The 14,450-nt window shown below is 64.7% G+C and carries 8 protein-coding genes and 2 pseudogenes; 7 read left to right on the top strand and 3 right to left on the bottom strand.

Annotated elements, in window-relative coordinates; translation table 11 throughout:
- Nucleotides 1-66: 66 nt before the first annotated feature.
- Nucleotides 67-825, bottom strand: coding sequence for a GntR family transcriptional regulator (locus tag ACZYSP_RS09910; protein WP_093049541.1), 759 nt, complete (start codon nucleotides 823-825; stop codon nucleotides 67-69).
- A 184-nt stretch (nucleotides 826-1,009) separates the two neighbouring features.
- On the opposite strand from ACZYSP_RS09910, the gene ACZYSP_RS09905 reads away from it, so the two are divergent.
- The 5 genes from ACZYSP_RS09905 (at nucleotide 1,010) to ACZYSP_RS09885 (ending at nucleotide 7,047) form a co-directional block, all read left to right on the top strand.
- Nucleotides 1,010-1,996: a malate dehydrogenase gene (locus tag ACZYSP_RS09905; RefSeq protein ID WP_042578072.1), complete on the top strand. Its 987-nt coding sequence runs from the start codon at nucleotides 1,010-1,012 to the stop codon at nucleotides 1,994-1,996.
- A gap of 16 nt (nucleotides 1,997-2,012) precedes the next feature.
- The gene (tam, locus tag ACZYSP_RS09900) at nucleotides 2,013-2,798 is read left to right on the top strand and encodes a trans-aconitate 2-methyltransferase (RefSeq protein WP_489014040.1); all 786 of its coding nucleotides are present in this window, start codon (nucleotides 2,013-2,015) and stop codon (nucleotides 2,796-2,798) included.
- On the top strand, nucleotides 2,795-3,793 hold the full coding sequence (locus ACZYSP_RS09895) for an HpcH/HpaI aldolase/citrate lyase family protein (protein WP_489014038.1): 999 nt from the start codon (nucleotides 2,795-2,797) through the stop codon (nucleotides 3,791-3,793). The genes tam and ACZYSP_RS09895 overlap by 4 nt, the downstream gene beginning before the upstream one ends.
- 34 nt (nucleotides 3,794-3,827) lie before the next feature.
- Nucleotides 3,828-4,385 (top strand): hypothetical protein, encoded by a 558-nt coding sequence (locus ACZYSP_RS09890; protein WP_093049550.1) that lies wholly within the window; start codon nucleotides 3,828-3,830, stop codon nucleotides 4,383-4,385.
- 76 nt (nucleotides 4,386-4,461) lie between these two features.
- Nucleotides 4,462-7,047: a bifunctional aconitate hydratase 2/2-methylisocitrate dehydratase gene (locus tag ACZYSP_RS09885; RefSeq protein WP_489014036.1), complete on the top strand. Its 2,586-nt coding sequence runs from the start codon at nucleotides 4,462-4,464 to the stop codon at nucleotides 7,045-7,047.
- A gap of 75 nt (nucleotides 7,048-7,122) precedes the next feature.
- On the opposite strand, the gene ACZYSP_RS09880 is transcribed toward ACZYSP_RS09885, so the two are convergent.
- Both ACZYSP_RS09880 and ACZYSP_RS09875 read right to left on the bottom strand, forming a co-directional pair.
- The gene (locus ACZYSP_RS09880; RefSeq protein ID WP_489014034.1) at nucleotides 7,123-7,983 is read right to left on the bottom strand and encodes a hypothetical protein; all 861 of its coding nucleotides are present in this window, start codon (nucleotides 7,981-7,983) and stop codon (nucleotides 7,123-7,125) included.
- Between the two features lie 20 nt (nucleotides 7,984-8,003).
- Nucleotides 8,004-9,140, bottom strand: coding sequence for a DUF2827 domain-containing protein (locus ACZYSP_RS09875; protein WP_489014032.1), 1,137 nt, complete (start codon nucleotides 9,138-9,140; stop codon nucleotides 8,004-8,006).
- 502 nt (nucleotides 9,141-9,642) lie between these two features.
- Here ACZYSP_RS09875 and ACZYSP_RS09870 point away from each other — a divergent pair.
- Both ACZYSP_RS09870 and ACZYSP_RS09865 read left to right on the top strand, forming a co-directional pair.
- Nucleotides 9,643-10,134: pseudogene (locus tag ACZYSP_RS09870) on the top strand (ESPR-type extended signal peptide-containing protein); the annotation flags it as partial.
- A gap of 396 nt (nucleotides 10,135-10,530) precedes the next feature.
- A pseudogene (locus tag ACZYSP_RS09865) lies at nucleotides 10,531-14,450 on the top strand (beta strand repeat-containing protein); the annotation flags it as partial.

The raw sequence follows: 14,450 nt of genomic DNA, 5'->3' as shown, positions 1-14,450 counted from the left end.
TAGCGCAATGCGCAGCTTGTATGCGCACATCGGCGCGGCGGTATTCGGCCTTCGTCTGCATCGGGATCAGCCCAGCTGGTTCCTGTAGTGGTGCGTGTCGGTGCGATAGAGCCCGCGGCGCAGCTCCATCGGCATGTCATGGTAGGTGTGCGCCACGCGTTCCACGCTCAACAGGGGCATCTGCAGCGTCACGTCGAGCAGCGCGGCCTGTTCGGCATCGGGCAGCACGGCGCGGATTTTTTCTTCTGCGCGCACCATGCGCACGCCGAACTCGGTTTCGAACAGCGCGTACATCGGGCCGGGCCACGCGCGCAGCCGCTCGGCGGTGAGCCCCTTGAAGGGCGCACCGGGCAGCCAGAGGTCTTCGAGGATGGTGGGCACGCCGCCGTAGGCGAGCACGCGCCGCACCTGCAGCACCGCGTCGCCCGTACGCAGGCCGAGCGCGCGTGCCACGTCGGCCGATGCGCGCTGGCGCTTGCAGTCGACGATGGTGCGCACCGCCGGGCCCTCGGTGTTCGGGTCGCCCGCATCGGGCACGAGCTTGAGGAAGCGGTACTGCACATGCTGCTCGGCATGCGTGGCGACGAAGGTGCCCTTGCCCTGGCGGCGCACCACGAGGTTTTCGGCAGAGAGTTCGTCGATGGCCTTGCGCACCGTGCCCTGGCTCACCCGATAGCGCACGGCCAGATCCATCTCGCTCGGGATGGGCTCGCCAGGCTTCCACTCGCCCGCCTGCAGGCTCTGCAGGATCAATGTCTTGATCTGCTGGTAGAGCGGGCTGAAGGACGGCGTCGCGGGCTCGTCGAATGTGGTGGGCGTGTTCATGGCAGCGGTGGGGTGCGCCTTGGCGGACCCCCGGAGGATATCTTATATAAGACATAAGACGAGGCTCATTGAATCGGCTTAAAATGCGGCCGGTCTCGCGCTGCGAGAAGTATTCCCAGCCCGCAGAACCCCTGGCGCCCCACGAGAGCGCCGACACCGTTTCATTACCTTCTGGAGTCTTCCCATGAGCAAAAAGCCCGTCCGCGTTGCCGTCACCGGTGCCGCCGGTCAAATCGGTTACGCCCTGTTGTTCCGTATCGCCTCCGGTGAAATGCTCGGCAAAGACCAGCCGGTCATCCTGCAACTGCTCGAAATCCCCGACGAGAAGGCCCAGAAGGCGCTCAAGGGCGTGATGATGGAACTCGACGACTGCGCCTTCCCGTTGCTGGCCGGCATGGAAGCCCACGGCGACCCGATGACCGCCTTCAAGGACGCCGACTACGCGCTGCTCGTCGGTTCGCGCCCCCGCGGCCCCGGCATGGAACGTGCCGAACTGCTGGCCGTCAACGGCGCCATCTTCACCGCGCAAGGCAAGGCCCTCAATGCCGTCGCCAGCCGCAACGTCAAGGTGCTGGTGGTCGGCAACCCGGCCAACACCAACGCCTACATCGCCATGAAGAGCGCCCCCGACCTGCCGCGCAAGAACTTCACCGCCATGCTGCGCCTGGACCACAACCGCGCCGCCAGCCAGATCGCCGCCAAGACCGGCAAGGCCGTGGCCGACATCGAGAAGCTCACCGTCTGGGGCAATCACTCGCCCACGATGTACGCCGACTACCGCTTCGCCACCATCAACGGCGAAAGCGTCGCCAAGATGATCAACGACCAGGAATGGAACGCCAACACCTTCCTGCCAACCGTCGGCAAGCGCGGCGCTGCCATCATCGAAGCACGCGGCCTGTCGTCGGCTGCCTCGGCTGCCAACGCCGCCATCGACCACATGCGCGACTGGGCCCTGGGCACCAATGGCAAGTGGGTCACCATGGGCATTCCGTCGGACGGCCAGTACGGCATTCCGAAGGACGTGATGTTCGGCTTCCCGGTCACCTGCGAAAACGGTGAATACAAGCTGGTCGAAGGCCTCGAGATCGATGCATTCAGCCAGGAACGCATCAACAAGACCCTGGAAGAACTGGAAGGCGAACGCGCCGGCGTCGCTCACCTGCTCTAAAGCACGACCAGCCAGCATGCTCGACTGGAACCCCGCGCTCTACCGTCGCTACGAGGACGAGCGCACCCGACCCGCACAGGAGCTCCTGGCGCGGGTGCCACTGACCGAGGCCGCCCGCGTGGTCGACCTCGGGTGCGGACCGGGCAACTCCACCGAGCTGCTGGTCAACCGGTTTCCGAAGGCGCAAGTCCTCGGAACCGACAACTCCGAAGCCATGCTTGTCAGCGCGCGCGAGCGCCTGCCGCAGGCGCGCTTCGAGTTGAGCGACATTGCGGCCTGGGCGCCGCAATCCCAGGAAGAAGCTCCTGACCTCATTTATGCCAACGCGTCCCTGCAGTGGGTGCCCGATCACGAAAAGCTGATCCCGCGCCTGTTCGACGCGCTGGCCCCGGCTGGCGTGCTCGCCATCCAGATGCCCGACAACCGCCAGGAGCCCACGCATCGCCTGATGCGTGCGTTGGCCGCTGAAGCACCGTGGGCCGAACGCATCGGCGACGCCGACAAGCTGCGCACCCTGCTGCTCGACCTCGGTGGCTACTACGACCTGCTGGCGCCGCGTGCGGTGCACGTCGATGTCTGGCACACGATCTACCAGCACCGCATGGCCGATGCCGCATCCATCGTCGAATGGGTGCGCGGCACGGGGCTGAAGCCTTTCGTCGACCGCCTGCCGCCGGACCTGCAGGCGAGCTACCTTGCCGAGTACGAGCGTCGAGTGAACGAAGCCTATCCGGCGCGCACCGACGGCAAGCGGCTGCTCGCCTTCCCGCGCATGTTCATCGTGGCGCAGAAAAAGGCATGACGAAGACCGCGCATCCCGCTGAAGTACTGCTCGGCGCGCAAGCCGGCGCTGTGACGTTGCCCGTGTGCGACCACTACAGCGGCGTCGAGGCGCGCATGAAGAAGAGCCTCGCGCTCCAGGCCGAAATGGCCGAGGAGTTCGGCGCCTGCGTGTTCGACGTTACCCTCGATTGCGAAGACGGCGCCCCGGTGGGCGGCGAAGCCGAGCATGCCGCGCTAGTCACCGAACTAGCGTTGGCCGCCAAACCCGGCATGCGCGTCGGCGTGCGCGTGCACCCCGTCGACCATCCCGCCTTTGCCGGCGACCTGATCACCATTGCCGGCCGTGCCGCCCAGCGCCTGAGCCATCTGATGGTGCCGAAAGTCGAATCGGTGGCCGATGTGTTGCAGGCTGTGGCGGCGCTCGAAGCGGCTGATGCCGATACGTTGCCGCTGCACGTGCTGATCGAGTCGCCGCTCGCCGTGCACAACGCCTTCGAGATTGCCGCCCATCCGCGCGTGCAGTCGCTGAGCTTCGGCCTGATGGATTTCGTCTCGGCCCACGCCGGCGCGATCCCTGCCGATGGCATGGGTGCGGCAGGGCAGTTCAGCCACCCGCTGGTGGTGCGCGCCAAGCTGGCCATCGCATCGGCCGCGCATGCCTACGGCAAGGTGCCTTCGCACTGCGTGGTCACCGAGTTCAGCAACACCGATGCCATGCGCACGGCCGCCCGCAAGGCGGCCACCGAATTCGGCTACACGCGCATGTGGAGCATCCACCCGAACCAGATCCGCCCCATCCTCGAGGCCTTTGCGCCCGACGAGGCGCAGATTCAAGTTGCCACACAAATCATTGCAAAAGCGGCGCTTGCTGATTGGGCTCCGACACAAATTGATGGCACATTGCACGACCGCGCGAGCTACCGCCACTTTTGGCAGGTCTTGACGCGCGCCCACGCAACAGGGCGCGCGTTGCCCCCCGAGGCGAAAGCCTGGTTTGCGCTCGCGGCCTCCTGAAACTCTCTGAATCCAGCCTCAAGGAAACCCACACATGAAGAAAATTGCCCTGATCGCCGCCGTCGCCCTGGCCCTGCCGCTTGCAGCAGTCGCGCAGGACGCCAAGCCCGCGGCCAAGCCTGCGGCAAAGGCCGAAGCCAAGAAGACGCCTCCCAAGCGCCAGGTCACCCGCAAGGCGGCCAAGGCTGTCGAGGAAGTCACGCCGATCGCCGACGACACCAACGTCGTGCTCACCGATGCCGACCTGGCTGTCGCCCAGCGCGTGTCGATCGGCCGCGCCCAGTGCGAACTCGGCGCCGACGTGACCGTCACGCCCGACGAGAAGAAGCCCGGCTTCTTCACCGTGACCACCAAGGGCCTGAAGTACCGCATGCACCCGGTCGAAAGCCGCACCGGCGCCATCCGCCTCGAAGACCCGCGTGCCGGCGCCATGTGGCTCCAGCTCGGCAACAAGTCGATGCTGATGAACCAGAAGGCCGGCCTGCGCATTGCCGATGAATGCCAGACTGACGCCCAGGTCGCATTTGCCGCAGAAATGAAGAAGAACCCGCCGAAGGCCCTGTTCGAAGGCGCCGACGGCGAAAAGAAGTAAGTAACGAAACGGCGTGCGGCGCGGCTCTTGCTTGCCGTACTGCACGCCCGCCAGCTCAGTTTCCGGAGAAAAGAAGATGTTGCAAGCCTACGTTGACCATGTTGCCGAACGCGCCGCGCTCGGTATCCCGCCGCTGCCCTTGAGCGCGAAGCAGACCTCTGAAGCGATCGAGCTCCTCAAGAGCGCGAACGCCAAGGACGGTGCTTTCCTGCTCGACCTGCTCACCTATCGCGTGCCCGCCGGCGTCGACGACGCCGCCAAGGTCAAGGCGAGCTACCTCGCGGCCGTGGCCCACGGCACCGAGAAGAGCGAGTTCATTTCGCGCGCCCGCGCGACCGAACTGCTCGGCACCATGCTCGGCGGCTACAACATCAGCCCCATGATCGACCTGCTCGACGACGCTGAAGTCGGCGCTGTGGCAGCAGAAGGCCTGAAGAAAACCCTGTTGATGTTCGACCAGTTCCACGACGTCAAGGAAAAGGCCGACAAGGGCAACGCCAACGCCAAGGGCGTGCTGCAAAGCTGGGCCGATGCCGAGTGGTTCACCAGCCGCCCCGAAGTGCCCGAGAGCATCACCGTCAGCATCTTCAAGGTGGCCGGCGAAATCAACACCGACGACCTGTCGCCCGCACCCGACGCGACGACCCGTCCCGACATTCCGATGCACGCGCTCGCGATGCACAAGAACGCGCGCCCGGGCATCGTTCCCGAAGAAGACGGCAAGCGCGGCCCGGTGAAGTTCATCGAAGACCTGCGCGCGCGCGGCCACCTCGTGGCCTATGCCGGCGACGTGGTCGGCACGGGTTCGTCGCGCAAGAGCGCCACCAACTCGGTGCTCTGGTTCACCGGCGAAGACATTCCCTTCGTGCCGAACAAGCGCTTCGGCGGCGTCTGCCTCGGCGGCAAGATCGCTCCCATCTTCTACAACACCATGGAAGACTCGGGCGCGCTGCCCATCGAGCTCGACGTGGCGCAAATGAACATGGGCGACGTGGTCGAGCTGCGTCCCTACGAAGGCAAGGCGCTGAAGGACGGCAAGGTCATCGCCGAGTTCCAGGTCAAGAGCGACGTGCTGTTCGACGAAGTGCGCGCCGGCGGCCGTATTCCGCTGATCATCGGCCGCGGCCTGACGGCCAAGGCGCGCGAGGCGCTGGGCCTGCCGGTTTCGACGCTGTTCCGCCTGCCGCAAAGCCCCATCGACACCAAGAAGGGCTTCTCGCTGGCACAGAAGATGGTCGGCCGCGCCTGCGGCCTGCCAGAAGGCCAGGGCGTTCGCCCGGGCACGTACTGCGAACCCAAGATGACCTCGGTCGGCTCGCAGGACACCACCGGCCCGATGACGCGCGACGAGCTGAAGGACCTGGCTTGCCTGGGCTTCTCGGCCGACCTCGTGATGCAGTCGTTCTGCCACACGGCGGCGTACCCCAAGAAGGTCGACGTCAAGATGCACCACGAACTGCCCGAGTTCATGGCCAACCGCGGCGGCGTGTCGCTGCGCCCCGGCGACGGCGTGATCCACTCGTGGCTCAACCGCCTGCTGACGCCCGACACCGTGGGCACGGGCGGCGACAGCCACACCCGCTTCCCCATCGGCATCAGCTTCCCGGCAGGCTCGGGCCTCGTGGCCTTCGCGGCCGCCACCGGCGTGATGCCGCTGGACATGCCCGAATCGGTGCTCGTGCGCTTCAAGGGCAAGATGCAACCCGGCGTGACGCTGCGTGACCTGGTCAACGCAATTCCGCTGTATGCCATCAAGTCCGGCCTGCTGACGGTCGAGAAGAAGGGCAAGAAGAACATCTTCTCGGGCCGCATCCTCGAAATCGAAGGCCTGCCCGACCTGAAGGTGGAGCAAGCCTTCGAGCTGAGCGACGCCTCGGCCGAACGCTCGGCCGCCGGCTGCACGGTGCACCTGAACAAGGAGCCGATCATCGAGTACATCAACAGCAACATCACGCTGATGAAGTGGATGATTGCCGAAGGCTACGCCGATGCCCGCACGCTGCAACGCCGCATCGCCGCGCAGGAAGCCTGGCTTGCGGATCCGCAACTGCTCAAGGGCGATGCCGACGCTGATTACGCCGCCGTGATCGAGATCGACCTGGCCGAGATCCACGAACCCATCGTGGCCTGCCCGAACGACCCCGATGACGTGAAGACGCTCAGCGATGTGGCCGGCGCCGTGATCGACGAAGTGTTCATCGGCTCGTGCATGACCAACATCGGCCACTTCCGCGCCGCGTCGAAGCTGCTCGAAGGCAAGCGCGACATCCCGGTCAAGCTGTGGATCGCTCCGCCCACCAAGATGGACGCGCAGCAGCTCACCGAGGAAGGCCACTACGGCGTGTTCGGCAATGCCGGTGCCCGCACTGAAATGCCGGGCTGCTCGCTGTGCATGGGCAACCAGGCACAGGTGCGCGAAGGCGCGACGGTGATGTCGACCAGCACGCGCAACTTCCCCAACCGCCTGGGCAAGAACACCAACGTGTACCTCGGCTCGGCCGAACTGGCCGCCATCTGCTCGCGCCTGGGTCGCATCCCGACCCGCGAGGAGTACATGGCCGCCACGGGCGTGCTCGATGCGTCCAGCGCGCAGATCTACCAGTACCTGAACTTCGACAAGATCGAAGACTACAAGGGCGTGGCGGACACGGTCGCGGCCTGATCTTCTTCGGCTCGCTCCAATCAGAAAGCCCCGCTTCGGCGGGGCTTTTTTGTGGGCGATGCGCCTTCGTTCAGCTCAGAGCGAGGGCGCGTTGGGCTGCAGGTACTCCTGGCCCGTGAGCACCATCTTCGCGCCGACCGGGCCGCCCACCGCGTGGGGCAGGGAGGTCAGCAGCGAGTTGGCGAAGTCGCCGCGGTACAGCTTGGCGCCCTGGTGTGTCAGGTTGGAATTGGCGTCGATGTAGATCGACTCGCCCAGCCCCGACCACAGGCGGCAGAAGCCGTAGTCCTCCGAGAGATAGCGGCGCGTCTGCGGGTCGACCATCACGTCGAAGAAGCGGTAGTGCAGGCCCAGGTCGGCCTCGCCGATGCTGTCGGGCACGTAGGCGAGGTCGGGGTAGCTCGCCATGAGCCGCTCGAACACGGCGCGCTTGATCACCATGAAACCGGTCGGTGCCTCGGTCACCTCCATGAAGCCGTCGGGCTGGATCTTGAGTTCGACCTGCGAAGTGGTCTCCGAGGCCTTGGCGTTGACCGTGTAGCGGGTGAAGGTGGCCTCGAACTGCTGCTGTGTCGTGCCCGCGGCCACGCCGTCGTCGGGCCAGTTCTCCCGCTTGAGCGGATAGACGCCGGCCGCGATGTCGTAGCCCGACAGCAGCAACCGGAAGGCCGCCTGCGCCGAGAAGCCGATGTCGGCGTCGATCCAGAACAGGTGGGTCCATTGCGGATTGGCGAGGAACTGGGCCACGCAGTTGTTCCGCGCACGCGTCACCAGGCTCTCGCCCTGGTGCATCAGCACCTGCATGCGCATGCCGGCGCGCTCGGCCTGGACAGTGAAGTTCAGCATCGAGGCGACGTAGTTCTGGAAGAACTTGCCGTCGTGGCTCGGTGTCACGACCACGGGAAAGAACTGCCGGAGTTCGGACGAGTCAAGCATTTCGGGCTCCGTGTGCCTGTCTATCGGGCGGGGCGCTGCATCAGGCCGAGCAGCAGGTTGTTGTAGACCTCGGTGGCCGCGGCGTTGCCGGGGAGGTAGCGGTCGATCAGGCTGCGCTGGCGCTCGCGATAAGCGATTGCCTGCGCATCATGCGTGTCGATGGCTTCGAGCACCCGGGCGCTGCCGCCGGCCACGTCGTTGCCCTGGTAGTAGTAGCCGAGGTCCGCGCACAGGTGCGCGTTGTGCACCAGCGGGTAGCCCTGCCAGCAGGTTTCCAGGTAGAAATAGTTGAGCGGGTTCTCCCACTGGTGCGAGACCACGATGTCGGTGTTCTGCGCCAGGAAGACCGGCGTTTCGTGCCGGCCGAGAAACACCGCCTTGTGCTCTCGCACCAGGTCGAGTTGGTTCATCAGCGTGATGAACTCCATGTTCTCCCTGGCCAGCCGTTCGGCATTGGTGACCTGCAGCAGCGCGATGGCTTCGGGCCGGGCGCGGTAGGCCAACTCGGCGATCAGAACCGGATAGAGGCAGAACTTCACCACGTTGATGTTCGGCTCCATCACGCTGAGGCGGCGCGGCCCGGCGTGCGGCTGGTAGACGCCGGCGTCGGGGAGGGCGCGCGTGCGTTCGTCCAGGAATACCGGGCTCCACACGAAAGGCACGGGGCGCGCCTCGGCCCGGCGCAGCACCTCGAAGTACGGCTGGCTGATGTTCGCCACCTGCGGAACCATCCAGATGTCGTCGTAGCGCTGGTTCACGAACAGGTTCTGCCCCCAGAGCGGCTTGTTGAACAGCATCGACTCCATGGCGTGCACGTATTCGAAGCCGCAGCAGTAGGACACCAGCCGCGCGCCACGCTGCTTCAGGTAGTCGGTCTGCGCCGGGTCGATCTGGCCGCCGAGCTCGATCAGCACGTCCACGTTGTCCTTGGCCGCCTCGAAGGTCACGGTAGGCCAGCGTGTCTGGTCCCAGGGCAGGGCCGGGGTGATCGGGATCGCCGTGGTGTTGACCAGTACCACCGAGGCCACATCCGGGCAGTGCTTCAGTGCTTCCGCCAGGAACACGGCGTTCTGCTTGATGCCGTTGTTCCAGAGGGTTTCGGCCTCGTGGTGGAGGCCGATGGTGATGCCGATGCGCAGCTGAATGGCGGACCTCATTTAATTGTTTCAAGAATGTTAATTGCCATCCGCGGCGATTGGAGATCGTTTTCTGGGGTTGGCAATTAATTAACTGCTATGTGACGAAATTCCTATTTCAGCGGGCTTTGTCATTCTTCGAGGCTTGCAAAGAGCAGACGCACTGTTCTTTGAGCCGGCGGCGAGAAGAAGGAGAAAGGGAGCTTATCGGCGAAGTTGTGTGAAAAAAGTCCGCTGAAGCCGCGCTTTGGATTCTATGTGGCCTCCCGCTTTCAGTGGCTTGTCGGCAACCCTCGGGCCTGAATGAGTTCACTCATATTTCATTTTTGTGAACTAAATCATTGGTTCGAAATTTCCCTATTGCGGCATGCGAACTGAAATGTAAACAAGTCCGTACATTCCAGCATTCCTGTAATCGAGGCACTCCCAAGCGCGTGCCTTCAGCGATGGAACCTGACGCAGGGGCATCGCATTTTTTGTCGATCTGAACCCGTCAATCCATTCACCGCGAGCCGAACAGTAAATGAACAAGTCATACAGAAGCATATGGAACGAAGCCCTGGGGGCATGGGTGGCGGCTTCCGAGCTCACCTCGGCGTGCGGCAAGCGAAGCGGTAGCGCGAAGCGGTCGACATTCCGTCTCCTGGCCGTGGCGGCCATCTATGGGGTGATGCAGGGCGGAGCCGGGGTGGCGTACGCCAACGTCATCAATACCGACGGCACCTGTGTGACGGGATCGAGTGGCATCGTCGGCCGCCTGAATCCCGGAAGCACCAGTGGAGCGACCGGTGCACCGACGCAAGACGGTACCGGCACCTACTCGCTGGTGGCGGGATGCAACGCGACCGGTACGGGCTCGACCGCGGTGACCGTGTACGGCGCGTTCGCCCAGGGCCGGGCAACCGGGGCTTCCGCATTCGGCTTCCTCAGCAACGCGAGCGGCAAGTGGAGCAGCGCCTACGGGCTGGAGTCGAGCGCGGGCGGCATCTCCAGCATCGCGATGGGCTTCGGCAGCAACGCTGCCGCGCTCAATTCCGTAGCCATCGGCGGCGCTGGCGGGGACGGCACCACCCCGCTGACCGTTGCCAACTCGACCACCGCCTCGGGCAGCGGGGCGGTGGCCATCGGCAGCAACGCGACCAAGGGGGCGCAGGCGACCGCGACGGATTCCATCGCCATCGGCGGCCAGGCTTTTGTCAGTTCCGGGGCCACTTCGGGCGTAGCCATCGGCCGCGGCGCCAACGTCGCGGGTACCAGTGCGATTGCGCTCGGTGACGGCGCGAACGCGATCGGCAGCAATGCCATCGCCATCGGCACGAATGCCAATGCTGCGACTACCGGCGCCTCGAATCTTGCGATCGGCTGGGGCGCCGTGGCGACGGGTACGGCTGCATCGTTGGGCGATTCCACCGCCGTTGGCACGGGTGCCAAGGCCACCGGCCAGGATTCGACCGCCGTCGGTGGCCAGACCACGGCCAGTGCCTTGAACACGCTGGCGATCGGCAACAACGGCACCACGGCTTCTGCCAGCGGCGCGACCGCCTTCGGAGTGGGAGCCAAGGCCACGGGCCAGAACTCGCTGGCAGCGGGCAATGGCACGCTGGCTTCGAACACCGGCTCCATCGCCATCGGCAGCAACACCACCGACGTGGCCAAGTCGGCGGCCGTCGACGGCATCGCCATCGGCGGTCAGTCTTCGGTGGCGGCTGCCGCCAACTCCGGTATCGCGGTCGGTCGCGGCTCGATCGTCAGCGGCACAGCCGGTGTTGCCGTTGGCGACGGCGCCAATGCGTCGGCCCTCAACGCGGTAGCCCTCGGCGTTTCTGCCATTGGCTCTGGCGCCAACGCAGTCGCGGTCGGCGCCGGTGCCAAGGCCAATGGCGGCGGCGCGACGGCCTTCGGCAACAACGCCAATGCAGCCTTCGGCAACGACATGGCTTTCGGCACCAACGCGCGTGCCGTTGGCGATGCATCGGGACTGGCACCTTCGACCGCTTTCGGCAACAGCGCAAATGCCACGGGCAGCGGTTCCACGGCGTTCGGGACCCTTTCGAATGCCCAGGGTGCCACCTCCGCAGCTATCGGTTATGCCGCGCAGACCGGCGCCGGTGCAACAAACGGCCTGGCGGTCGGCACCAATGCTTCTTCCATGGGTGACCGCAGCGCTGCCATTGGCTCGGGAGCCAACGCCACAGGCGCCTACTCCGTGGCCCTTGGCCGGACAGCGAATTCGTTCGCTGACGGATCCACCGCGATCGGCTCCAACGTCACCAGCGGGGCGAAGGCGCTTGCGAACGATTCGATCGCCATTGGTGGGCAGTCCGCTGTCGCTGCGACGGCAACCTCCGGCATTGCCGTCGGACGTGGATCAGCCGTCAATGGCGCGTCCGGCATTGCCGTCGGCGACAACGCCAATGCAGCGTATGCAAACAGCGTCGCAATTGGCGCGGGCAGCGTGACCGGCGCCGCGGCGCCTACCGGCAAGGGGTTCCTCACCAACACCAACGCGCCTGCGTCCGAGGTCTCGGTGGGTTCGTCTTCCGCCCTGCGGCGAATCACGAACGTTGCCGATGGCGCGGCGCCCCAGGACGCTGTGACCGTAGCTCAGTTGAGCACGGGCATGAGCACTACCGCGAGCAGCATCGGCAGCCTGTCCACGGGCCTGAGCACAACGAACAGCAATGTGACCAGTCTGTCGACCTCGACCTCGACGGGCCTGAGCACTGCGACGAGCAACATTGGCAGCCTTTCGACCGGGCTCAGCACGACCAACAGCAGGGTTTCCAGCCTGTCGACCTCGACTTCGACCGGTCTGAGCACTGCGACGAGTGGTATCGGCAGCCTGTCGACTGGCCTGAGCACGACCAACAGCACCGTCAGCAGCCTGTCCACTGGCCTGAGCGCGTCGGCGAGCAGCATCGGTAGCCTGTCGACCGGCTTGAGCAGCACGAACAGCAGCGTGACCAGCCTGTCCACGTCGACCTCCACGGGTCTGAGTACGGCGACTAGCGGCATTGGCAGCCTGTCCACTGGCCTGAGCACGACAAACAGCAATGTCTCCAGCCTGTCGACGTCGACCTCGACTGGTTTGAGCACCGCGACGAGCAGCATCGGCAGCCTGTCGACTGGCCTGAGCACCACGAACAGCAACGTGACCAGCTTGTCGACCTCGACGTCGACGGGTCTGAGTACAGCGACGAGCAGCATCGGCAGCTTGTCGACAGGCCTGAGCACCACGAACAGCAACGTGACCAGCCTGTCGACCTCGACGTCCACAGGTCTGAGCACCGCGACAAGCAGCATCGGCAGCCTCTCGACCGGCTTGAGCACGACCAACAGCAATGTCTCCAGCCTGTCGACTGGTTTGAGCACCACGAACAGCGCCGTTGCGAGTTTGTCGACCTCGACCTCGACCGGCTTGAGCACCGCGACCAGCAGCATCGGCAGTCTGTCTACAGGCCTGAGCACGACCAACAGCAACGTTGCGAGCCTGTCGACTTCGACCTCGACGGGTCTGAGCACCGCCACGAGCAGCATTGGCAGCCTGTCTACCGGCTTGAGCACGACGAACAGCAACGTGACCAGCCTGTCGACTTCGACGTCGACAGGTCTCAGCACTGCGACGAGCAGCATCGGCAGTCTGTCTACAGGCCTGAGCACGACCAACAGCAACGTGACCAGCCTGTCCACCGGCTTGAGCACCGCAACGAGCGGCATCGGCAGCCTGTCGACTGGCCTGAGCACGACCAACAGCAACCTTGGCACCCTGAGCTCGTCGGTCAGCTCGATCTACAACACCGGTACGAAGTACTTCCACGCCAACAGCACCGGCGCGGACAGCCAGGCCAACGGCGCCGACAGCGTGGCCATCGGCCAGAACGCGATCTCCAACGGCGACAACAGCGTGGCGGTCGGCAAGAACGCCCAGACCACCAAGCCTGACAGCGTGGCGCTGGGTGCGAACTCGGTTGCGAGCGTGGGCGCGTTGGCCAACTACGACGCGTTCGGCCTGACGAGCAAGCAAAGCTCATCGGGTGAAGTGAACGTGGGCAACCGCCAGATCACAGGCGTGGCGCCGGGCAGCGCGGACCAGGACGCCGTCAACGTCCTGCAAGTCAAGACCGTCACAGCTTCGTTGTCGAGCAGCATCGGCACCGCAACGAGCAGCATTGCCAGCCTTTCGACGGGCCTGAGCACGACGAACAGCAATGTGACCAGTCTGTCGACCTCGACGTCGACGGGTCTGAGCACAGCGACAAGTAGCATCGGTAGCCTGTCCACTGGCTTGAGCACGACGAACAGCAACGTGACCAGTCTGTCGACGTCGACCTCGACCGGGCTGAGCACTGCGACGAGCAGCATTGGTAGCCTGTCTACAGGTTTGAGCACGACGAATAGCAACGTGACCAGCCTGTCGACCTCGACGTCGACCGGTCTGAGCACAGCCACCAGCAGCATCGGCAGCCTGTCGACCGGCCTGAGCACGACGAACAGCAATGTGACCAGCTTGTCGACTTCAACGTCGACCGGTCTGAGCACGGCGACGAGCAGCATCGGCAGTCTGTCGACCGGCTTGAGCACGACCAACAGCAATGTGACTAGCCTGTCGACTTCGACCTCCACGGGCCTGAGCACAGCGACAAGCAGCATCGGCAGCCTGTCGACCGGCTTGAGCACGACCAACAGCAATGTGACCAGCTTGTCGACTTCAACGTCGACCGGTCTGAGCACGGCCACGAGCAGCATTGGTAGCTTGTCTACCGGCCTGAGCACGACCAACAGCAATGTGACCAGTCTGTCGACCTCGACGTCGACTGGTCTGAGCACTGCGACGAGCAGCATCGGTAGCCTGTCGACTGGCCTGAGCACCACGAACAGCAACGTGACCAGCCTGTCGACGTCGACCTCGACCGGGCTGAGCACTGCGACGAGCAGCATTGGTAGCCTGTCTACAGGTTTGAGCACGACGAATAGCAACGTGACCAGCCTGTCGACTTCGACGTCGACGGGTTTGAGCACTGCGACGAGCAGCATCGGTAGTCTGTCCACCGGCTTGAGCACGACGAACAGTAATGTGACCAGCCTGTCGACTTCGACGTCGACGGGTCTGAGCACCGCGACCAGCAACATCGGTAGCCTGTCGACTGGCTTGAGCACGACGAACAGCAATGTCACCAGCCTGTCGACTTCGACGTCGACTGGTCTGAGCACTGCGACGAGCAGCATCGGTAGTCTGTCCACCGGCTTGAGCACGACGAACAGTAATGTGACCAGCCTGTCGACTTCGACGTCGACGGGTCTGAGCACCGCGACCAGCAACATCGGTAGCCT

The sequence above is a fragment of the Variovorax sp. F042 genome (assembly GCF_057814215.1).
The sequence above is the reverse complement of the archived record's forward strand: the minus strand, read 5'-3'. Positions and strand labels throughout refer to the sequence as shown.